Below are 20213 nucleotides of genomic sequence, written 5' to 3'. Positions count from 1 at the left end.
GACTTTCCGACCGGGAAAGAGGGAAGGCTGTGGCACCATGAGTCCACGAGCGAGCTCATGTCGAGAGAGCTCGGGGGGAGGGCGCAATGCCGAGAGGCGAGACATCGAAGGATACGTCCAAGCAGAGGAAGCGGGTCCAGAGCGGCGAGCGCGAGCAAGCTGCGCCCGCGATATCCCAGGGCGAGGCGGGTCGGAAGGCTCCGCGCAGGCGGACGAAGTCCGCTGCCGGCGCCCGGATGGCCGCTGCGCCGACCCGGCGGGTGACCCGGGCGAAGAAGGGAGCGAGCAAGGCGGGAGCGAGCGCCGCGGCGCGGCCGGGCACGGCGCGGAGCACCGCGGCGGCGGAGAAGAAGAAGACCAGCAGCGCGCCGAGGAAGGCGACCGCCGGACAGACGAGCCGGCAGCAGAGCGGCGCGGCCAAGAGGGCGGCCACGACGAGGAAGCGGACCGCCACCGGTAGCGCGGCGGGGCGCGGCCGGAGCGCGGCCGGCGCGACGCCGGCCGGCGGGCGCAAGACGACGCGCGCCGCGGGCGCGACGCCGGCCGGCGGGCGCAAGACGACGCGCGCCTCGGGCGCGAAGCGCGCGGCGCCGCAGCGCGCAGCAGCGATGAGGAAGCCGTCGGCCAGCGCCCGCGTCGGACGCGGAGCCGCGCGGCGAACGAAGGCGGCGCAGCCGGGCGCGCAGAGGGCGGGGCAGAAGCGCGTGACCGCCGGCAAGCGGTCGGCGGCCAGCTGAGCTGCAGCGTCGGGCGCGCCGCTCGCCGCGGAGCGCCCAGTCGCACCTTTCCCATCACATCCCATCCCATCCCAAGAGGGCGCCGGCAGATGCTCGGCCGTCGAGCCTCCGCGCGAGGCCCCCACCTCCGGGCGCAGCGGCACGCCAGCCACCCTCGCGGCCAACGGGAGAGGTGGGCGCGCGCCCGCTCCGCCGCGCTGGCGACGAACGCTCCCGGAGCGCAGCGTCGTGCGCTGCAGCGCGGCTGACGCGCACGACGCCGCGCCCGGGCGCTGCAGCGCGGCTGACGCGCACGACGCCGCGCCCGCGCGCGATCAGGGCGGTGACGGCAAGGGCTCGCCGACCATGAGGACCACCCAGGTGGCGGCCAGGAAGGGATACGGCGCCCCGCCGAGGCCTGGCATCGTCGACCGCGCGCGCCGCGCGCAGAGCGGGCAGCCCGCGTCGCCGCGCCGGCTGAACAGGTACCGGCGCGAGGACGGCGGCGGCGGCGCAGGACAGACCTGAACTTCATCGCCCTCCATCACCCCGCGCATCCCCCCCATCTCGCCCTGCAGCGGAAGCGCCTCCGTGCGCCCCGTCTCCTGCGACGCCCCGCGCAACCGCGGAGCACGACCGCCCTCGCGAAGCCAACGCTCGATGGTCCGACATGCAGCCGCTGGCTTAGGGCGATGCTGGACCATCGTAGGAATGTTCCTTCTGCCGAGCCGAAGACCAGCGACCCACGCTCCGGATATAACCCCGCACTGCGGGCGAGATTCATCCTAGCAGGATCCCCGGACCATGCATGGATGACATTCCGTATCTGCGTGGTGCTTCCCACCGCGACAGCGTCTTGTCTCGGCTGTCGTCATGATTGTCGTCTTCGTACGCCTCCGTCTGCTCAATCGATATCTCCGAGGCGTACGCTGAGCGCAGCGCGGCGAGATGGTTGCGCAGCGCGGCAGCGTGTCCCGCCGTCGGCGCGCGCGATGGATCACAGAGGCTCCCCGGCTCGTGGTCTCCCGCGATCAGGCGAGGCGGATAGCAACAGGACATCCCGGAGAGGAACGAAGGCGAACCCCGATGGCCCGCGGCGCTCGCCGGATCGAGCGGAGAGGACGCTCTCCGCCCATCATCAAGGATCGTTTGCGGGGCAGCTCGGGATGGAGACGACGTAGTTCAGGAGAATACCGACATGCGTCGTTCAGCGCCGGCGGGGCTCCGGAGCCGGCGCGCGGGCGCCGGCGGCGCGGTCGACGCGAGCGAGGCGGGTCACTGCGGGATGGGGATCGGCGGCGGCTCGTCGTCGGGCACGATGCAGGACGACAGGTCGAACAGCATGAAGAGCAGCGCCTTCTCCTGAGCGCTCAGCTCCTCCGTGGAGCACCCCTCCGGGAAGGGCGGGCCCGTGAGGTCCGCCGCAGAGACATGGATGTCCGTGAATACGAGACGCCCGCACTGCTGATCTTCTGGGACGTCGACGGGCGTGTTGAATGTGAAGTACTGGACCCCGGCCGGCTCGGGCTCGTTGTAATAGATCCACCGGGTCGAGATGTCCTCGGTCACGTCGCTCACCGTATGCTGCGCGCCGTTGATCACGATCTCGCCGGGCACCTCCGACGCGCCGACATTGACGAGCCACTCCGCGAGGGCTTGCCCCTTCGGGAGCGTGGTGTCCACGAGCGCCGTGAGAGGGCTCTCCGGGTCCGTGACGTCGTTGTCCCAGACCGCCGTGTCCGGGAACGGCGCCGGCCCCCGCTTCAGCCAGACGTTGTGCCAGTGGGACGCGAACACGCGCCCGCCGAGCGAGGTATAATCGAACATGGCCTGGCGCGCGGGCCCGGGTTTGTCTTCCACGTACGGGTCGCCCTCGCAGGCGAGGATCACCATGTCGTACTGGCTCAGGGCGTCGACGGTCCCCCAGAGGCTCGTGGCCGGCGTGAACTCCACGCCTTGATTCAGGCGATCCGCATAGCGCGTCGTCACCTCGTGATCGACGTCCCCGCGGCCGGCGAACAGGTTGATCCGCCCGGTTCCGGTCTCCGGCGTGAACTCGCTCTCATCGATCCCGAGTTTGTGCAGCAAGCACTCGAGCGGATCGGCGCCGCCCGTCGTGAGCGCGATCTTCGGTATGTGCCCCTCCGATTGGTTGCGCGGCAACCGGATGATCCCGGCGTCCGTCTCGGTGTCCTCGCATCGCTCGACCACGGGGAGCGTCATCTCGCGGCGCCATTTGCCCACCTGCACGACGAGCGGGATGTTCTCGCCGACCGGCACGTCCTCCAGGACGAACTTTCCTTCCGTATCGGTCAGCGCCGTCACGAGGGGTGAGCCGGAGAGCGTCGCGCTGCACTGATCGCAGGTCGCACCGTCGGGGATGGGCTCAAGCGGCGCATTGGGGACGTAGACGATCACGTTGTAGAGCGGCAGTTTGCCCGAGGGGTCGTACACGGTGCCGCTCACCGTGGTCTTCGCCCCGTTCTCGCATTCGACCTGCTGGCATTCGAGGCCCTCGCAGTCGCCTTCGCCTCCGACACCGCCCCCGCTGGCGATCGCCGGGAAGCCGCCGAAGCCACCGCCAAATCCACCGCCAATTCCACCCCCACCGCCAGGCCCCGCGCCGCCGGATGCTACAGGCGCCGTGCCCCCGGTATCTCCGCAGGAGCAGCCAGCCATGACGCCCGGTGCTACAGCGATCGCAGCCATCAAGACTCCCGCCTTGCCCGACCAAGTCACCATTTCGAGCCTCCCGGCGACGCGAGCAAAGGTGCTCTGCTGCCGCCCAGTCTCTATCGTATGCCAGACTGTAGAAATCGGGAAGTATGTCCAGCAAAGAGCAGGAATGGAGCGATGGGTTATTAGGGCGAGCCCTGATACCTCTGACTACCGCGTCCGCGAAGGACATGCGTGTCGCGCGGTCGGACGGCCTGGACAGTGAATCTCCGTGCGTCCGACATGGTGCGTGACGCAATGACAAGAAGGATTGACGGATCGATGATTCGTGACGAGCGCGTTTCTCTCTGGCGACGCGCTCCGCGCAATTGCGCCGCGAGCGAGGTCCCGCGACGAGCGACGCTCGCGCCTCCGGCTCGCCTGAGCCGACTTCGGGCCGGTCCGGCCGATTACTGCGGATCGACGCGGGTCAGCCCGAACCAGAGCACGGCGTGCCACCGCTCGTGCCACTTCAGCAGCATCGGCCCGATCGCGAGCCCGGCCTCCACGGTCCGCAGCTCGTCCTTGACCGCGCTCACCGGCCAGGGATTGCCGAACGCCTTCTCGCCATACGTCAGCGCGAGCGTCGGCTCGCCGTCGAGCTCCGAAGGGATCAGCTGCGCCTTGAAGCGGCAGATCCGGCTCCCGAAGACCACGTTCGTGCCGGAGTTGCCGCCATGGTCGAACTCGTTCCCTTTCCAGGGCATCCAGCGCGACGCGAGCGCCGTGATCAGCGGGCGCGTCGCCAGGTGGATCCCGGCCGTCGGCTGCAGGGCGAGCAGGCGCCCTCGCGGCAGATCGCCGAGCTCCGCCGGATCCGCCGGCTTCCCTGCCTCGTAGAACTGCCTCAGCGCACCCGGGTGCGCGCCGACGAGGCTATCGAGGGAGGTCGTCCCGGTGACATGACGGTGCCCGACGGACGGGCGTGCGCTCTGCTCGCTCTGGGTGGTCATCGGAACGCCTGGCATTCCACCGCGTCCGACAAGGGTCAACGGCAACCGTCAGCGCTCGTCTTCGCCCGGCTCCCCCGATTCCCCCGCGCTCGCCGTGTTCGCCTCTCGCGCCTCGCTCGCCTCACCGAGAGGCGCCGCGCCGCCCGCGACGATGGCCGCGTACGCCCGGCGTACGCGCTCGGTGATCGCGCCGTAGCGCGCGAGCAGCTCGCGCGCGGCCTCGGCCGCGGTGCGGCCCCGGATGCCCGTCCGACGCGCGAGGGTCGGCACCCCGGGCGCGTCCTCCTCGAGGAGCTGCGACGCGTCCGCGTGCACGATGCGGATCCGCTGCTCCAGCTTGCGCAGGAACGCGTGGCCGTCCCGGAACGTCTCGGCGTGCTCGGCCGAGAGGTGTCCGGCCGCGGCGAGCGCGTCGATCGCCGCGAGCGTCTCGGTGGTCCTGACGCGCGGATCGGCGCCGTGCCGGATCTGCAGGAGCTGCACCGCGAACTCGATGTCCGCGAGGCCGCCCCGCCCGAGCTTGAAGTCGCGGCGGCCGCGGCGCTCGTGCGAGAGCTCGCGCTCCATGCGCAGCCGGAGCCGGTGGATCTCGTCGGCGATCCGATCGAAGTCGTCCGCCTGGAGGTACGCGGCCTCGTGCGCGATGGCGATCGCCTCCGCCCCGAGCTCGGGATCGCCGGCCGACGCGCGCGCCCGGATCAGCGCGAGCCGCTCCCAGATCGCCGCGCGCATGTGCCGCGCGCCCGGCGACGACTCCGGCTCCGCGGGCGCCGGGGAAGCCGCGTCGGCGCGGCGGATGCCGTGGTAGCGAGCGAACGAGTCGGCGGACGTGACGAGCAGCCCCTGGCTGCCCGACGGGCGCAGGCGCGTGTCGAGCTCGTAGCCTGGGCCCGCCGCGTGCGACATGGAGATGAGCCGGATGATCTGCCGCGCGCGCCGCCCGTAGTACGTGCCGGGGTCGGACGCTGCCCCCTGCTCGCCGGGCGGCGCGCACGCCGGGTCGAACAGGAAAAAGACGTCCAGATCCGAGCCGTAGCCGATCTCGCGTCCGCCGAGCTTGCCCATCGCGATCACGGCGAGCCCTCGCACGGGCTCGCCCGGCGGCGTCCCCAGCGCGAAGCGCGTCGCGGCCTCGAGCGACGCGTCGGCCAGATCCGAGAGCGCGAGCGTCGCCTCGCGCGTGCCGACCTCGCCGCTCAGATCGGCGAGGCCGACCTCGATGGTGACGCGCGCCTTGGCGCGCCGGAGCGCCCCGATGAGCGCCTCCTCCGGATCCTCGTCCGGCGACGCCTCGCTGAGGCTGGCCTCGATCGTGTGCCGGATCAGCTCGGCGCTCGGCGCGCCGCGCGCGAACAGGACGGCGTCGACGAGCTCGGGGTACCTCACCATGGCGTCGCCGATGAACGCGCTCGACCCGAGCGCCTCGACGAGCCTGCGGAGCGCGCGCGGCTCATCGCCGAGCATGCGCGCGTAGACGGAGGAGTGCCTGATGCGGGAGAAGCACAGCCGGAGGAAGCGCGCGGCCTGCTCCGGATCGGCGGCGTCGACCACCGCGGCGAGCAGCGTCTCCGCGAGGGACGAGGACGCCTCGCGGCTGCGCGCCCCGAGCAGGCCGTCCGGGTGGCGGGACAGCTCGAAGAGATCGTCGGCGACGTCGCGGAAGCGCGCCGTCAGCGAGGCGTGCGGCTCCGGCGGCGCGGCGAGCCCGGGCGCGGCGCCGTCGGCGGCGGCCGCCGGCTCGCCGCCGAGGACGAGCACGGCGTGCTTCGCCAGCGCCTCGGCGAACGCGTCGCGATCGCCGTGGTCGAGCGCGGCCATCGCGTCGATCCACCGCGACGGCCGGGCGCTCCCCTTCGGCAGGAGCGACAGGAGCCGGGCCTTGATGCGCCCCCGGCGCTGCGCGGTGTCGGCCAGGAACGCCGCGGCGTCCTCGAAGCGCAGCGTCCGCGCGAGGCGCGTGATCTCCGCCTCGCTGTCGGGGAGGAGGTGCGTCTGCACGCCGGTGGCGGCCTGCACCGCGTGCTCCGCGCGCCGGAGCGCGAGGTAGCCCTCCACGAGCTCCCGCCCCTCCCGGTCGGTCACGTACCCCAGGGTGCGCAGGCGCCGCAGGCCGTCGAGCATGCCCTGCGCGCGCGCGCGGGGCTCGCGCCCGCCCCAGATGAGCTGCAGGGCTTGCACGAAGAACTCCGCCTCGCGGATCCCTCCCGGGCCGAGCTTCAGGTCGCGCGACGCGTCGTGCGGGAGCTCCGCGCGAGCGCGATCGACGAGCTCGATCATGTCGACGGCGAGCTGCGGATCGACCTGGCGCCGCCACACGAACGGGCCGAGCACCTCGAGCGCCTCGGCGCCAAAGTCGAGATCGCCGGCGATCTCGCGGGCGCGGAGCAGCGCGGCGCGCTCCCAGAGGCGGCCGAACGACTCGTAGTAGCGCTCGGCCGCGGCCAGGGAGTTGACGAGCGGACCGCTCCGGCCCTCGGGGCGGAGCCGGAGATCCACGCGCCAGACGAAGCCGTCCTCCGTGACCTCCTCGAGCGTCGACGTGAGGCGGCGCGCGACGCGGGCCCAGAAGTCGTGCAAGGTGACCGAGACGGCGCGGTCGCCGGGCAGGCCCACGTGGCCGTCGTCCGTGTCGTAGAGGTAGATCAGATCCACGTCGGAGCCCGCGTTGAGCTCGTCGCCGCCGAGCTTCCCCATCCCGAGCACGACGAACTTCGAGCGCGCGCCCGTCGCGGTGCGCGGCTCTCCGAACCGCGCGGTCACGGCGGAGACGGCCTCGGCGAGCGCGACCTCGATCGTGGCCTCGGCGAGCGCGGTGAGCTCGCGCGCGGTGACGTCGATGTCCGCGCCGCCCGCCGACGGCGGGAGCAGCTCGCGCAGCGCGACGCGGATCCGCTCCTCGCGCGCCACGCGCCGGAGCTCCCGCCGGACGCGGTCCGTGTCCGAGACGTCGCCGACGCGGCTCCGGATCCGCGCCAGGTACGTGGCGCGATCGCGCGCCGTCTGGTGGCCTTCCGCCGCGAGCCGCTCCACGATGTCCGGATTCGCCTCGATGATCGCGCCGATCGCGGGGTAGGCGGCCGTCAGGAGCGCCGCGATGGCGAAGGCCATCGTCCCGGGACGAAGCCGAGACGACAGCCGCTCCGCGCGGTCCTTCACGCGTTGCTCATCGATCGCGCTCGCGATCTCCAGGAGCCTCGAGACCTGTTGCATGGCGGGAGGCTAGCAAGACCGTGGGGGCGTGAACGGCGGTTCCGCAGGGCCCGACCGCCGGTTTATCGCGACCTGGCCCCACCTCGCGCCTTGGCGGCGTCGCTCTCAGATCCTATGCTCGCCGGGTGCGATTGCTCTGCGTCTCGGATATTCACGGCCACGCCGACGCGCTCGCGGCGGTCCTGGCCACGGCCGAGCGCCGAGGGTACACCCAGCTCCTGGTCGCCGGAGATCTCTGCTTTCCCGGCCCGAAGCCGCTCGAGACGTGGCGCCGGCTCACCCAGGCCAAGGCGGTTTGCGTACAGGGCGTATCGGATCGCGCCCTGGCGACGCTGGACCTCGACAAGGTCAGGGCGCGGAGCGAGCACGAGCGAGCGCGGCTCGATCGCCTGTCCCAGACGCGCACCGAGCTCGGCGAGCTGATCCTTGCGCGGCTGGCGCGGCTCGCCCCGACGTACCGCCTGCCGCTCGAGGACGGCGGCGAGCTCGTCCTGGTCCACGGCTCCCCGGCGGATCCGCTCGAGCCGATCTCTCACGACATGACCGATGAGGAGGTGCTCTCCCTGCTCGGCGACGATCCGGCGGATGTCGTGATCTGTGGTGGCTCCCACGTCCCGTTCGATCGGATGGTGGGCGGCGTGCGCATCATCAACGTCGGCTCGGTGGGTGAAGCGCCGTGCTCGCTGCGGGGCGACGTGCGGGGCACCGTCGATCACGTGCGTGTCGGTGCGCGCGCTCCTGGCGAGCTTGGCGAGTTTGTGCGAAGCGGTGCCGTCTCCGCGTATGGCACGGGGCACGCCGACGCGACGTTCGTCGAGCTCCGAGCGGGCGAGCTCTGGGTCGAGCAGCTCGTGGTGCCGCTCGGCAGGGCTGCGTGAGCGCGCAGGTGCGCGGGAGCGCTCCGTCGGGAGCGCGCGCAAGGGGTGGGAAACGCTCGAGCCGCGCGAAACGCGCGACGCTCCGTCACGCACCCTACCCGACAGGGAACATCGCCTGTGCCATGCCCTCCCGCTTGAACCTATTTCAAGGATTTAGGATCATCCTCAGGGAGCATGGGCAGCTACCTCCCCGACGATGACTTCGAGGCCACGCGGGTGGCCAACGTTGGGGAGCTCCACAAGGAGATCCCGGCGCGCTCGCCGAAGGACCGCGCCTACCTCATCGTGCTCGCTGGCTCGAACGTCGGCGAGATGTACCGGGTCGAGGGCGCCGAGATCGTCATCGGCCGGGCATCCGGGGCGACCATCCGGCTGAACGACGACGGCATCTCGCGGCGCCACGCGCGCCTCCTCCAGATGGACAGCCAGGTGCTGATCGAGGATCTCAACAGCTCGAACGGGACGATGGTGAACGGCGAGCACATCACGCGCGTCGCCCTGCACGACGGCGACAAGATCCGCCTGGGCTCGACGACCATCCTCAAGTTCACCTACCACGACCACCTGGATGAGTCGTTTCAGCAGCAGATGTACGACGCTGCGCTGCGCGACGCCCTCACCAAGGCCTTCAACAAGAAGTACTTCCTGGATCGACTCGAGACCGAGGTCTCCTATGCGCGGCGGCACGGCGCGCACCTGTCGCTGCTCATGTTCGACGTCGATCATTTCAAGAGGATCAACGACACCTTCGGGCACCTCGCCGGCGACTACGTGCTTGCGAGGATCGCCAAGATCGCGAGCCACACGGTGCGGACCGAGGACGTGTTCGCGCGCTACGGCGGTGAAGAGTTCGGCATCCTGTGCCGCGGCGTGGGGCTCGAGAACGCGGGCATCCTCGGCGAGCGGCTGCGCATCCTCATCGAGGGGTCGGTCTTCGAGCACGAGGGCGTTCGCATGCCGACGACGATCAGCGTCGGCGTCGCGGCGCACCCCGAGCTCGCGGTGCAGACCGGCATGGAGCTCATCGCCGCGGCCGATGAGGCGCTCTACGAGGCGAAGCGCACCGGCCGCAACCGCGTGCTCCTGAAGTTCGGCCCGAAGCCGTAGAGCGGGGCGCGGGTTCATCCCAGCGCCGACCCGCACAGCCGCGGCAGGGCGCCGCGCCGCCCGAGTGGCCGGTGAATGGAATCGTGCGCCCGCAGAACGCGGGCGACGGGGCGCGGCCGCCGGCGCGCGCCTCAGTCGATCTTGAGGAGCTCCTTGACCTTGGCGATGACCTGCGGGGCCTGGATCGGCTTCGTGATGTACGCGTTCGCGCCGAGCTGCAACGCGCGCTGACGATCCTCCTGAGACCCCTCGGTGGTGATGATGATGATCGGGGTGTCCTTGTGGACCGGATCCGTGCGCACGCGCTTGACGAGCTTGAGCCCGTCCATGATCGGCATGTTGATGTCGGTGATGATCACGTCGTACTTGGTCGAGGCGAGCTTGCGGAGACCGTCGACGCCATCGTCTGCCTCGGTGACGCGGAGGTTCTTCACGCGCGCCAGCGCGAAGACCAAGAGCTGCCGCATCATGGGCGAGTCTTCAACGATCAGACACGAGTACTCGGCCATGATCAGTCCTCCAGGTCCAGGAATGCCTGGACGCCAGGCACCTTCCGGCCGGCGTCGGTGAAGAGCCGCGCGTTGATGAGGGCGGGGGCGGCCTGGGCCCCGAGGAGCTTGAAGAGCTCGGTGTCCACGTTCACGAACTCCGTCTTTTGCGGGAGCGTGCTGAAGATCGCGATGACACCCACGGTGCGCCCGTTGAAATCGAGCGGGATCACTGCAGCGGGATCCTCGATGCTCCCCTTGGAGACGTCCTTGGTCTCGTCGAAGAAGATTTCCCCCTTCGAGAATGCCTGGCCGACGACGCCTTCGGTCACCGGCATGCGCACGATCTCCTCGACCGCAACGCCTTCGCTCGCGATCGAGACGAGCTCTTTACCATCGGGAGACGCCAGGTACACGGAGAAGGCGCCCGCCCCGAGGAACTGCGCCAGGAGCTCCTTGAGGTTGCGGAGGACATGGCGCACGTTGCGCGCCGCATGCAGCTGCGACAGCGCGACGTACAGGTTCGCGAGGTTCGCGAGCTCTCCCTCCGCCTCCGAGTAGCGGCTGTTGAAGCGGTCCGAGGCCGCCACCATCCGCACCGACTGCGTCACCAGGTCGCGTTTCTCCTGCTCGAGCTCCTCGATCTTGCGGAGCAGATCGCGGATGGCCGAGTCACTCGCGAGGTGCGCGCGGAGCTTGCCGTTCTCCGACTCGAGCTCGGAGATCTTGTCACGAAGGCGCTCGTTCTCGCGGAGGAGCTCCTCGGTCAGCTGCGCCCCCTTGCGGAAGAATTGCTGAATGAAGGCATCGCGCTCCTTCTTCAGGTCCTCGGGGGGACGATCGCTCGGACGCCCTTTTTTCTCCGTCATTTTATCCCGGGGTTCTCCAGAGCTTCGGACCGTATCATGCGGGGCTGACCGGACGGAAGCGTCGAGCGCGCGCCAGAGGCGTGCCCGGCGCCCCCGCCAAGGACAGCGACCGCTGGGCGCCTTGTCGTCCCCGCCGACAACGTCGGTTCGGCCCCGCCGGCCTTACCCCGGGGACCGGACCCCGCCGTCTCGGCCCCCCTACCCCCGTTGCCCCCACCGCCACGACTACGCCCTCTCCATCTGCTTCATCTGCTTCAGCAACCGGGTCCACCTGCGCAGCTCCCGTCCGAGCAGCACGGGTGCCTTCTGGAGCGACGCGACGTCGCGCGCGCCGACGAGCAGCATGACCGCCCGGAGCTCGGCCTCGACGCTCTCGAGGTACCGCACCGCTGCGTCCCGTCCCCCCGAGACGAACGCCTGGAGGACCGGGCGTGCGATCCCGGCCGCATGCGCGCCGAGCGCGAGCGCTCGAGCGACGTCAAGGCCGCTCGTGATGCCCCCGGTCGCGATGATCGTCTTGAAGCGAGGACGGATAGTACGGGCGATGAGCACCGAGGCGGCCGTGGGTACCCCCCACTCGCGCAGCGCCTCACCGAGGGAGCGGGCCGCACCTTCGGCGCGGGCCGCCTCGACGGCGACCCAGGAGGTGCCTCCAGCGCCGGAGACGTCCAGGTCGCGGACGCCCGCCCGGACCAGGCGGTACGCCGTCCCTGGGCCGATCCCGCAGCCGGTCTCCTTCGCGACGACCGGCACGCTGAGGCCGCTCGCGAGCCGGCCCATCGCATCCAGCGCACCGGCGAAGTCCCGGTCGCCGCCCGGCTGGACCAGCTCCATCGCGGGGTTCATGTGGACGCAGAGCGCGTCGGCGCCGACCTGGGCCACGAGCTCGGCGACCGCTTCCGTCGACAGCGATCGCGCCTGCACGGCGCCGATGTTCCCGAGGACGAGGGTGGTCGGAGCGTGCGCGCGGACCTCGTAGGTGGCGGAGACGTCGCCGTTCAGCATCGCCCGCTGGCTCCCTAGCCCGAAGCCGTACCCGCGCTCCTCGGCGATCTGCGAGAGCTCCCGGTTGATCGCACGCGCGCGCTCCGTCCCGCCGGTCATGGCCGCGATCAGGAGCGGGACGCGGAGCCGCTTCCCGAGCAGCAGCACCGAGGTGTCGATCGCGTCGAGGGAGAGCTCCGGCAACGCGTCGTGGATCAGCTCGACCTGCTCCAGCAGCGTGGTCTTGGCGCGGAACCCGACATCGCCGGTCGCGCAGAGCTCGATGTGATCCGCTTTCCTCTCGGAGATGCCCTTCGCCTCTTCCGTCATGGGGGCACAACTTTACGCGGTCGCCGACCGCCGTCGAAAAGGAAGTGGCATGGACAAAAAAACGCCAAAATTCGCGTCCCCGAGCCAGGCCTTGCCGCCCGGCCCGCCTTCCGCTGCCGCTACCTGGGAACTACCGCGCGACCGCCGCGCAGCGGTGGCATACAGTAGCTGGATGGACCTCCCGGACGAACCGCAGATCCGCTGGATCCTTCGTACGACCGCAACGCTCCTCCAGCACGGCGCGGAGCCGGTGCGCGGGCTGGTGCAGCCGACGGCCGAGTTCTTCCCGGACGCGTTCGACGGCTCGCCAAAGACGGTGGCCGCGCTGATGCTGCGGGTCCAGGAGCACGCCGGGCTCCAGGATGTCCCGGTGGAGCTCGCGGTGGTCACCCCCGAGGGGCAGGCCAGCACGGTGAGCTGCTCGAGCGGCGCATGCGGCGGGATGGCGCTGGAGTCGAAGCTGGAGCGCGTCGCCCCGCGCGGCGATGGCGGGTACCGGGTCGCGCTCTCCGCGGGCGAGCTCCGCAACCCCACGGTGCTCACGACGGCGTTCGTGCGCGCCGTGGCGTACATGTTCCTGAGCGAGGCCGGCGCCTTCGACGCGCTCGCGCCGTCGGACCGCGAGCCCGCGGTGGATCTCGCCGCCGTGCTGCTCGGCTTCGGCGTCCTCGCGACGAACGGCTCCTACCTGTACGCGAAGGGCTGCGGCGGCGTGCAGGTGCACTCGGCGACCAAGATGCCGGTCGACGAGCTCGCGCTCGCGCTCGCCGTCTACTGCCGGCTGCACGACGTGCCCGATCGGACCGCCGCGCGGCACCTCGACGTGACGCCGCGCGCCCACTTCGACGAGTCCGCCGTCTGGGTCAGCTCCAACGCCGCGCTCGTCCGGATGCTGCGCGCCGCGCCAGACCGGATCGCCGCGGACGACTACGCGATCGGCGAGTCGAGGAGCTGGTTGGCCCGCGCGCTCGGCCTCGGCAAGCGCCGGCCGGCGCGGACGGCGGAGGACGAGCTGCGCGAGCTCGAGCGAGAGCTCGCGCCCGCGGCCGGCGCGGCGAAGCCGCGACCGCTGGACGAGGGCAAGGCCAAGAAGCTTGCCGAGATCCGTGCTCTCGTGGACGAGAGCCTGGGGAGCTGAATGAGCGTACGACTGTGGGACAAAGGGGGCGCGACCGACGCCCAGATGCTGCGTTACACCTCGCGCGACGACTGGCAGCTCGATCAGCGCCTGCTCGCGTACGACCTGCGGGCCACGATCGCGCACGTCCGCGGGCTCGCGCGGATCGGCGTGCTCAGCGAGGCGGAGCGGGACGCGCTCGTCCGCGAGCTCGAGGTGCTCGCGGCCCAGAACGAGGCCGGCGAGCTGCGGCTCACCGAGGACGACGAGGACGGCCACAGCGCGATCGAGGCCGCGCTGGTCGCCCGCATCGGCGACGCGGGCAAGAAGGTGCACACCGGCCGGAGCCGCAACGATCAGGTGCTCGTCGCCACGCGCCTGTACGAGCGCGACGCGCTGGACGAGCTCGCCGAGAACGCGACGGCCGGCGCCCGCGCGCTGCTCGATCTCGCCAGGCGCGAGGCGGAGACGCCGATGCCCGGCTACACGCACCTGCAGCGGGCGGTGCCGTCGTCCGTCGGCTACTGGGCCGCCTCGTTCGTCGAGGGGCTCACCGACGCGATCGACGTGGTGCGCGCGACGCGGGCGCTCGTCGATCGCTGCCCGCTCGGGGGCGCCGCGGGCTTCGGCGTGAACCTCCCGCTCGATCGCGTCGGCGTCGCGCGCGAGCTCGGGTTCGCCGGCGTGGCGCTGAACCCGCTCGCGTCCCAGACGTCGCGCGGCATCATCGAGGCGCAGATCCTCGCCGCCGCGTGGCAGGTGATGGCCGTGAGCCGCCGGCTCGCGTGGGATCTCAGCCTGTTCGCGATGAGCGAGCTCGCGTTCATCCGCCTCCCGGAGGCGTTCACGACCGGCTCGTCGATCATGCCCCAGAAGCGCAACCCCGACGTCGTCGAGCTCATGCGCGCGGCGTGCTCCGTCGTCAGGGGGCGCTCGCCGAGGTGCAGTCCATCGTGGCGCTCCCGTCGGGCTACCACCGCGATCTCCAGCTCACGAAGGGCCCCACGATGCGCGGGCTCGACGAGGCGCTCGCGACGTCGCGCCTCTTGCCGCGGCTCGTCGAGGGGCTCGCGTTCGATCGGGAGCGCATGGCCCGCGCGATCACGCCGGAGTGCTTCGCCACGGATCGCGCCGTCGAGCTCGCCGTGGAGGGCGTCCCCTTCCGCGAGGCCTACCGCAAGGTCGCGTCCGAGATCGCGGCGCTCCCGGCCGGCGACGCCGCGGCGAGCCTCCGCGCGCGCGTGTCGCTCGGGGCTCCGGGCAACCTCGCGCTGGACGACCTGGCCCGCAGGCTCGATCGCCACGCGCGCTAGCTCCGCCTGTCAGAGGTCCCGCCATGGGCGGGCGCGCGCCGCGCTGGCGCCGCCCGCCCGAAGGCCGTGTTCCCTGGCCTCGCGTGCCAGCGATCCCCGACGGGATTCGTGACGCGCGGAGCTAGCGCTGACGCGTCAGCTCGCGGACGGCGCCCGGGTCCGCCACCAGCACGAGGGTCGCCATGTCGAGGAACAGCCCCGTGTCGACGACGCCGGGGATCTTGCGGATGCGCGCGTCGACCGCTGCGGGCGCGTCCATCGGGCCGAACGCGGTGTCGAGGATCCAGTTGTGGTTGTCGGTCTGGAAGGGATACCCGTCCGCGTTCCTGCGGATCGCCGGCTTGCCCCCGAGCGCGATCAGGTGCCGCGTGGCCGTCGTGCTCGCGAAGGGCACCACCTCGACGGGGATGGGCACGCGCGAGCCGAGCTTCTCGACGAGCTTCTCGGGCGTGACGAGGATGATGAACTGCGCGGCTTCGTAGGCGACCACGCGCTCGCGGAGGAGCGCGCCGCCGAGGCCCTTGATGAGGCCAAGGTCGGGCGCCACCTCGTCCGCGCCGTCGACGGCGACGTGGAGGCGCTCGACCTCCTCGAGCGACACCATCGGGATGTTCTCGCGGCGGGCAAGCGCCTCCGAGCGCTCCGACGTGGCGACGCCCTTGATCTGGAGCCCTCGGCGGACGCGCTCCCCGAGGCGGCGGATGAAGGCCTCGGACGCCCGCCCGGTGCCGAGCCCGAGCAGCATCCCGCTGTCCACGCGCGCGAGCGCGGCGTTGGCGATTCGATCGAGGTCGGAGGGGTCCGGTCCCGCGGTGCTCATGCGCTGCTCATCGGCCATCGGGACCGTCAGCGCAACGGGATTTTGTCGAGCTGGTCGAGCGGCCCCGGGCAGAGCGGCCGGAGCTTGCAGCCCTTGCACTCGGCGCCCGTCCAGATCGCCTCGAACGTCGCCTGCATCTCGTCGAGCAGGAGGTCGTCGTCGGTGAGCACGCCCGCCTCGAAGTTTCGCCGCCCCTCGCCCTTCGCCCCGAGCCCGGCGCCGGTGAGGTTCGCGGAGCCCAGGTAGAGGAGCGCGCCGTCGACGGCGATCATCTTCAGGTGGACCCGCGGACAGCGCCGCATCTCGATCGGCGGCCGGGGCCGCCGGCGGAGCTCGGCGCGGAAGGCGCGCGACGGGACACCGGCGTGCAGCAGGCGCAGCTCGACCCCCCGGGCGGCGAGCGCGTCGAGCAGGTCGAGGAACGACATGTACCGGCCGCGCGCCCGCGCCCTCGATCCGATGGGCGCCTCCACGCGCAGCTCCTTCACGTTGGCCGTCGCGATCCACACGGAGACGCGCGCGTTCGCGACGGCGCCCATCACGAGCGCGTCGTAGTGCGCCCTGTCGCGGAGGAGCGTCAGCTCGACGCGCCGCTTCAGCAGCGATCGCGCCTTCGCCTCAGGTTCGGTCCTCGCGCGTGCCCGCGCCCGCGGGCGCGTCGGCCGCGCGCTCACGCCCGTTGACCAGCGCTGGCGGGCGCCTGCTCGAGCTCGAGGTGAGCGCTGAGCAGCGCCCGGACGTCCTCCGGCATCGGGACCGACACCAGCTGCACGAGGTCGGTGGTCACCACCGTGTGCCGTAGCTCCGCCGACAGGACGCCGTCATGGGCGCGGTGCATGCGGTACCGGAGCGTGGCGCTCCGCCGGCCGATACGGGCGATCGACGTCTCGATCCGGAGCGCCTGGCCGTAACGCACCGGCGCCGCGTAGTCGGCCTCGACCCGCACCGCCGGCAGCCCGATCCGCCGCTCGAGGATGAGCCCGGCGTAGCCTCCGTCGAGCGGCGCGAAGAACCGCTCCATCGCCTCGTGCGCGTAGTTGAGGAAGCGCGCGAAGAAGACGATGTTCGCGGCGTCGACGTCTTCGAACTTGATCGGGCGCTCGAGGGAGACCATCGCGGCTAGGACAGGTCCTCGGCGAGCTTCTCCAGGGTCGCTCTCCCGAGCGGCGCCTTCACCGCGTAGCGCGGGTGCCCGACGACGAGCGATACCGTCGCTTTCTTCGCCTTGATCGCGGCCTGCGCCTCGGCCGGGAGATCCGCCTTTAGGTAATGCACGGCCGTCGTGCGGTCTTCCATCGATCCGTCGCGCTTGCCGAGCGCCCGCGCGGCGACGCCGTCGACCTCGATCGACACGGCGTCCTCGAGGCCCACCAGATCGATGAGCATCCGGTCGCGCAGCGCTCGATCGGGGATCTCGACGAAGAGCGTCAGGCTGAGCTGCCCCGCGCCCGGGATGAGATCGTTGTACGTCTCGATCTCGTGGAGGATGCCGCTCTCGCTCGTGATGCGCTCGGTGCGGAGCATCTCCTGGATCTGGAAGAGCACCGAGTCGCGGTTCTCGAACACCGCGGTCAGGTGGTCTCCGATCCGCACGCGGCGGGGCCGCTTCTCCTCGATGATGCGGCTGCGGAATCGCTCGCGGATCGCCTCGTATTCGCCGATCCCGAGCACCTCGTTGCGATCGATGGGACGCATGACGCTCCTCTCCTTGACGACTTCGGACCGAGGTTCACGGCGTCGGGCCGAGCCCGTACGCGTGGGCGAGCGCCTCGACCGGGTGCAGCACCTTCGCGCCGTTCTCCTTGACCATCCTGAGACCCGCGAGGGTGCAGTCGCTGACGATGACGTCCGCGCCGGCGACGCCGCGCACGAGCTTCGACGCGTACTTGCGCCCGGTCTCGTAGTGGGCCGCCTTCATCCCCCACGTGCCGTCGACCGCCGAGCACTGCTCGATGACGCGCACGTCCGTGTCGGGGACGACGCCGAGCACCCTGGCGCCCGGGAAGCCGATCTTCTGCGCGCGCAGGTGGCACGCGGCGTGGTACGCGATCGTGCCGAGCCCCTTCTTGAACTCGCGGTTGAGCTTCTTCTCGCGGCCGAGCTGGACGAGGAACTCCATCATGTCGACCGTCGCGGCCGCGACCTCGCGCGCCTCCGCCGTCTGCAGGTACTCCGGCCACTCCTTCTTCATCGTGTAGCCGCACGTCGGGCCGATCACGACGATCTTCCTCCCCCTGCGCACGTGCGGCAGCAGGAGCGCGACGTTGTGCTTCACCTTCGCGTTGAAGGCCGCGAGATCGCCGCCGTCGAGGTTCGGCATCCCGCAGCACGTCAGCGCCCCCGCAGGGGTGTCTCGCGGATCGTCCGCCGAGGAGCAGCCAGGGACGTGCACCGCGTAGCCGTTGTGCTCGAGGACGCGGACCGCCGCCTCGGGGACCGCGGGCGTGTTGTACTCGCCGTAGCAGGTCGCGAAGAGCACCACGTCGCCTTGCTTGCCGGCGCCGGCCGCGGCGCCGTGCTCCGCGAACCAGGACGAGAACGGCCTGCGCGCCATCTCCGGGAGCGGGAACTCCGACGAGATCCCGGTCACCTTCTCCTGCACCTTGCGCAGCAGGCGGCTCGCCTGCACGAGGTTCGCGAGCGGCGCGGCGGCGCCGGAGCCCAGCTCGCCGATCAGCTGCGGCTCGCCGAGGATCCTGTCCACCAGCGGGATGCCCTCCCGCTGGGCGCGCACCGCGCGCTCTCGCGCGAGCACGCGCGGGAAATCCAGGAGCTCGTACGCGTGCTCGTCGGCCGTGTACGGGCACTTGATGTAGCAGAGCTTGCATTGCCAGCACTCGTCGCCGACAGCCTTGAAGTCATCGTAGGTGAGGGCCTCGGCGCCTTCGGCGACGCCGGCCTCGATGTCCCTGTCGACGCGCGCGAAGAGCTCGGGGAACGAGCCGCAATACCCGACGCACATGCGGCACTCGTGACAGATCTGGAACGTCCGCCGCAGCTCGGCCTCGAGATCGCGGGGCTCGAGATATCGCTCGTCGTTCGGCGAGGTCGCCGGTGGACGGTCTGGTGCACGCCGGATGACGCTCACTGGTCGGTTCCTCTCAACATCGTCAACATGGGGTACGGCGCGAAGGGACGGCTCGCCGCGCGGCCCGGCGCCGGACAGCCTTCGGGGCCGCGATGGCGCGCGCGCCCCGGGTCGAGTCGCCGTCGGTTCGGCGCGCCCCGGAGCGCTCGCGCGCTCGCGTCGGTCGATCTCAGAAGTCGAGCGACTGCAGCGCCTTCGTGAAGCGCCCGGCGTGAGACTTCTCGGCCTTCGCGAGCGTCTCGAACCACTCCGCGATGTCGTCGAAGCCCTCGTCGCGGGCCTCCTTCGCGAAGCCCGGGTACATCGTCTCGTACTCGTGGGTCTCGCCGGCGACGGCGGCCTTCAGGTTCTTCTCCGTGCTGCCGATCGGCAAGCCGGTCGCCGGGTCGCCCGCCTGCTTGAGGTAATCGAGGTGGCCGTGCGCGTGGCCGGTCTCGCCGTCCGCCGTGTCCTTGAAGAGACCGGCGACATCGGGGCGACCTTCGACATCGGCGACCTTTGCGAAGTACAGGTAGCGGCGGTTGGCCTGCGACTCCCCGGCGAACGCGTCCTTCAGGTTCTGGTGCGTCTTCGTGCCCGTAAGCTGCTTGCTTGTCATGGGTTCGCTCTCCTTCCTTCGGTTGAACGGCTGGGATGATGAGTCCTTGGTGCCCGCGCAGGTCGGCTCGGCGGCGCGGTGGATCCGCTAGACACGTCCAGGGCGCCGCGCCCCTCGAGCCTCTGCAGGGCGGAGTCGACTGCTCGCCGCGCTTCGCCGGGCGTCTTGCGCCTTGCCCCGCGCGCCTTCGCCACCCCGGGTGCCCTTCGCGCAGGCAGCGCAGAGCCCCCGGTAGATCCGCTCGACCGCGCGGACCTCGAAGCCGGGCGCGGCCGTGAGGGGCGCGGGGGCGATCTCGTCCGAGCGCCCGGCGGATGGGCCTACCGGCGCGCACGGCACATCGCGGACGAGCCCGCAGCGATCGCAGACCGCGTGATGATGCGCCGCCATGTTCGGGTCGAAGCGCGAGGCGCCCGGCGACAGCGACAGCGCGACGCACAGCCCCGCGGACGCCAGCGCGTCGAGCGTGTTGTAGACGGTGGCGAAGCTCATGGTCGGCAGCGCCGGCCGGAGCCGCTCGAACAGCTCCTGCGCCGTCGGATGCGTCGGATCCGCCGCGAGCTCGCGCACGATCGCCAGGCGCTGCGGCGTCAGCTTGAGCCCCGAGGCTCGCACGCACGCCAGCATCGAGGCGATCCGGGTATCCTCCTCGACCGCGCTGCGCTCGAAGCCGACCGCGCGCCCCCGGACATCGCGGGGCGCGGCCCCCTTTCCAGCAGCTGTCCGCGAGGTGGCCACAGCGGGATGTGTACTTAGAAAGTTTCTCAGGTGCAAGTCCCAATAATTACCGACGGACAGCCGAAAAATCCGGGGCCTGATGCAGATTTCGGCGGAACCTGGCGAGCCAGGCGAGCTTGGCGAGCCTGGCGGAACAGGCGGGGCAGCTGAAACAGGTGGAACAGGTGAAACCACCGAAACAGCCCGGACGTCGCGCCGCGACGTCATGCTCCGCGGCCGTCGGGAGGTCTTGCGAGGCTAGAAGGCCTCTGCCATAGTGCGCGCCCCGCGATGCCGGCCCCCCGCCGGC

19 protein-coding genes and 1 pseudogene are annotated in these 20213 nt (G+C 71.2%); 6 read left to right on the top strand and 14 right to left on the bottom strand.

What is annotated here, in order from left to right; all coding sequences use genetic code 11:
• Window positions 1-55 precede the first annotated feature (55 nt).
• The gene (locus WME73_RS09915; protein WP_437915493.1) at window positions 56-718 is read right to left on the bottom strand and encodes a hypothetical protein; all 663 of its coding nucleotides are present in this window, start codon (window positions 716-718) and stop codon (window positions 56-58) included.
• A gap of 247 nt (window positions 719-965) precedes the next feature.
• On the opposite strand from WME73_RS09915, the gene WME73_RS09910 reads away from it, so the two are divergent.
• Window positions 966-1244 carry a hypothetical protein gene (locus WME73_RS09910; protein WP_437915492.1) on the top strand — a complete coding sequence of 93 codons (279 nt, stop codon included), beginning with the start codon at window positions 966-968 and terminating at the stop codon, window positions 1242-1244.
• Window positions 1245-1991: 747 nt separating this feature from the next.
• Here the strand turns inward: WME73_RS09910 and WME73_RS09905 are convergent.
• The 3 genes from WME73_RS09905 to glnE all read right to left on the bottom strand — a co-directional run bounded on the left by WME73_RS09905 (window position 1992) and on the right by glnE (window position 7594).
• Window positions 1992-3395: a carboxypeptidase-like regulatory domain-containing protein gene (locus WME73_RS09905; RefSeq protein ID WP_437745218.1), complete on the bottom strand. Its 1404-nt coding sequence runs from the start codon at window positions 3393-3395 to the stop codon at window positions 1992-1994.
• Window positions 3396-3841: 446 nt separating this feature from the next.
• Window positions 3842-4384, bottom strand: a complete 543-nt coding sequence (locus WME73_RS09900) for a hypothetical protein (protein ID WP_437745217.1) — start codon at window positions 4382-4384, stop codon at window positions 3842-3844.
• Between the two features lie 48 nt (window positions 4385-4432).
• Window positions 4433-7594 carry a bifunctional [glutamate--ammonia ligase]-adenylyl-L-tyrosine phosphorylase/[glutamate--ammonia-ligase] adenylyltransferase gene (glnE, locus tag WME73_RS09895; RefSeq protein ID WP_437915491.1) on the bottom strand — a complete coding sequence of 1054 codons (3162 nt, stop codon included), beginning with the start codon at window positions 7592-7594 and terminating at the stop codon, window positions 4433-4435.
• 125 nt (window positions 7595-7719) lie between these two features.
• On the opposite strand from glnE, the gene WME73_RS09890 reads away from it, so the two are divergent.
• Window positions 7720-8472 (top strand): metallophosphoesterase family protein, encoded by a 753-nt coding sequence (locus tag WME73_RS09890; RefSeq protein WP_437745215.1) that lies wholly within the window; start codon window positions 7720-7722, stop codon window positions 8470-8472.
• A 174-nt stretch (window positions 8473-8646) separates the two neighbouring features.
• Window positions 8647-9579 carry a diguanylate cyclase gene (locus WME73_RS09885; protein WP_437745214.1) on the top strand — a complete coding sequence of 311 codons (933 nt, stop codon included), beginning with the start codon at window positions 8647-8649 and terminating at the stop codon, window positions 9577-9579.
• Window positions 9580-9710: 131 nt separating this feature from the next.
• Here WME73_RS09885 and WME73_RS09880 read toward each other — a convergent pair whose 3' ends face one another.
• The 3 genes from WME73_RS09880 to fni form a co-directional block, all read right to left on the bottom strand.
• Complete coding sequence (locus tag WME73_RS09880; RefSeq protein ID WP_012234398.1) at window positions 9711-10088, bottom strand: response regulator; 378 nt, start codon at window positions 10086-10088, stop codon at window positions 9711-9713.
• Between the two features lie 2 nt (window positions 10089-10090).
• Window positions 10091-10936 carry a GAF domain-containing protein gene (locus tag WME73_RS09875; RefSeq protein ID WP_272101442.1) on the bottom strand — a complete coding sequence of 282 codons (846 nt, stop codon included), beginning with the start codon at window positions 10934-10936 and terminating at the stop codon, window positions 10091-10093.
• A gap of 225 nt (window positions 10937-11161) precedes the next feature.
• On the bottom strand, window positions 11162-12250 hold the full coding sequence (gene fni / locus WME73_RS09870; RefSeq protein ID WP_437745213.1) for a type 2 isopentenyl-diphosphate Delta-isomerase: 1089 nt from the start codon (window positions 12248-12250) through the stop codon (window positions 11162-11164).
• Between the two features lie 172 nt (window positions 12251-12422).
• Here fni and WME73_RS09865 point away from each other — a divergent pair, with 172 nt between their 5' ends.
• The 3 genes and pseudogenes from WME73_RS09865 (at window position 12423) to WME73_RS09855 (ending at window position 14680) form a co-directional block, all read left to right on the top strand.
• Window positions 12423-13388: a hypothetical protein gene (locus tag WME73_RS09865; protein WP_437745212.1), complete on the top strand. Its 966-nt coding sequence runs from the start codon at window positions 12423-12425 to the stop codon at window positions 13386-13388.
• Window positions 13389-14237: pseudogene (locus WME73_RS09860) on the top strand (lyase family protein); the annotation flags it as partial.
• Window positions 14238-14278: 41 nt separating this feature from the next.
• Window positions 14279-14680 (top strand): hypothetical protein, encoded by a 402-nt coding sequence (locus tag WME73_RS09855; protein WP_437917543.1) that lies wholly within the window; start codon window positions 14279-14281, stop codon window positions 14678-14680.
• 121 nt (window positions 14681-14801) lie between these two features.
• On the opposite strand, the gene rpiA is transcribed toward WME73_RS09855, so the two are convergent.
• From rpiA to WME73_RS09820, 7 genes are all read right to left on the bottom strand, one after another.
• Entirely contained in the window at window positions 14802-15500 is a 699-nt protein-coding gene (rpiA, locus tag WME73_RS09850) for a ribose-5-phosphate isomerase RpiA (RefSeq protein WP_437745210.1), read from the bottom strand.
• Between the two features lie 26 nt (window positions 15501-15526).
• Window positions 15527-16174, bottom strand: coding sequence for a phospholipase D family protein (locus WME73_RS09845; RefSeq protein ID WP_437745209.1), 648 nt, complete (start codon window positions 16172-16174; stop codon window positions 15527-15529).
• Window positions 16171-16614, bottom strand: a complete 444-nt coding sequence (locus WME73_RS09840) for an acyl-CoA thioesterase (protein WP_437745208.1) — start codon at window positions 16612-16614, stop codon at window positions 16171-16173. Before WME73_RS09840 ends, WME73_RS09845 begins: the two co-directional genes overlap by 4 nt.
• Before the next feature lie 5 nt (window positions 16615-16619).
• A complete protein-coding gene (locus tag WME73_RS09835) occupies window positions 16620-17195 on the bottom strand; it encodes a DUF3501 family protein (protein ID WP_437915490.1) in 576 nt (191 codons plus the stop codon).
• Between the two features lie 34 nt (window positions 17196-17229).
• On the bottom strand, window positions 17230-18588 hold the full coding sequence (locus WME73_RS09830) for a hypothetical protein (RefSeq protein WP_437745206.1): 1359 nt from the start codon (window positions 18586-18588) through the stop codon (window positions 17230-17232).
• A 169-nt stretch (window positions 18589-18757) separates the two neighbouring features.
• Window positions 18758-19186 carry a rubrerythrin family protein gene (locus WME73_RS09825; protein ID WP_437745205.1) on the bottom strand — a complete coding sequence of 143 codons (429 nt, stop codon included), beginning with the start codon at window positions 19184-19186 and terminating at the stop codon, window positions 18758-18760.
• An 87-nt stretch (window positions 19187-19273) separates the two neighbouring features.
• On the bottom strand, window positions 19274-19924 hold the full coding sequence (locus WME73_RS09820) for a Fur family transcriptional regulator (protein ID WP_437745204.1): 651 nt from the start codon (window positions 19922-19924) through the stop codon (window positions 19274-19276).
• Window positions 19925-20213: the final 289 nt, after the last annotated feature.

The organism is Sorangium sp. So ce302 (genome assembly GCF_051530145.1).
In the GTDB taxonomy this organism is placed as follows: Bacteria; Myxococcota_A; Polyangia; order Polyangiales; family Polyangiaceae; genus Sorangium; species Sorangium cellulosum_B.
The sequence above is the reverse complement of the archived record's forward strand: the minus strand, read 5'-3'. Positions and strand labels throughout refer to the sequence as shown.

What these genes read in the sequence shown, in the direction of transcription:
- WME73_RS09905 (WP_437745218.1), bottom strand. Translation starts at nt 3,395, where the DNA reads ATGGCTGGCTGCTCCTGCGGAGATACCGGGGGCACGGCGCCTGTAGCA.
- WME73_RS09900 (WP_437745217.1), bottom strand. Translation starts at nt 4,384, where the DNA reads ATGACCACCCAGAGCGAGCAGAGCGCACGCCCGTCCGTCGGGCACCGT.
- glnE (WP_437915491.1), bottom strand. Translation starts at nt 7,594, where the DNA reads ATGCAACAGGTCTCGAGGCTCCTGGAGATCGCGAGCGCGATCGATGAG.
- WME73_RS09885 (WP_437745214.1), top strand. Translation starts at nt 8,647, where the DNA reads ATGGGCAGCTACCTCCCCGACGATGACTTCGAGGCCACGCGGGTGGCC.
- WME73_RS09880 (WP_012234398.1), bottom strand. Translation starts at nt 10,088, where the DNA reads ATGGCCGAGTACTCGTGTCTGATCGTTGAAGACTCGCCCATGATGCGG.
- WME73_RS09875 (WP_272101442.1), bottom strand. Translation starts at nt 10,936, where the DNA reads ATGACGGAGAAAAAAGGGCGTCCGAGCGATCGTCCCCCCGAGGACCTG.
- fni (WP_437745213.1), bottom strand. Translation starts at nt 12,250, where the DNA reads ATGACGGAAGAGGCGAAGGGCATCTCCGAGAGGAAAGCGGATCACATC.
- WME73_RS09865 (WP_437745212.1), top strand. Translation starts at nt 12,423, where the DNA reads ATGGACCTCCCGGACGAACCGCAGATCCGCTGGATCCTTCGTACGACC.
- rpiA (WP_437745210.1), bottom strand. Translation starts at nt 15,500, where the DNA reads ATGAGCACCGCGGGACCGGACCCCTCCGACCTCGATCGAATCGCCAAC.
- WME73_RS09840 (WP_437745208.1), bottom strand. Translation starts at nt 16,614, where the DNA reads ATGGTCTCCCTCGAGCGCCCGATCAAGTTCGAAGACGTCGACGCCGCG.
- WME73_RS09835 (WP_437915490.1), bottom strand. Translation starts at nt 17,195, where the DNA reads ATGCGTCCCATCGATCGCAACGAGGTGCTCGGGATCGGCGAATACGAG.
- WME73_RS09825 (WP_437745205.1), bottom strand. Translation starts at nt 19,186, where the DNA reads ATGACAAGCAAGCAGCTTACGGGCACGAAGACGCACCAGAACCTGAAG.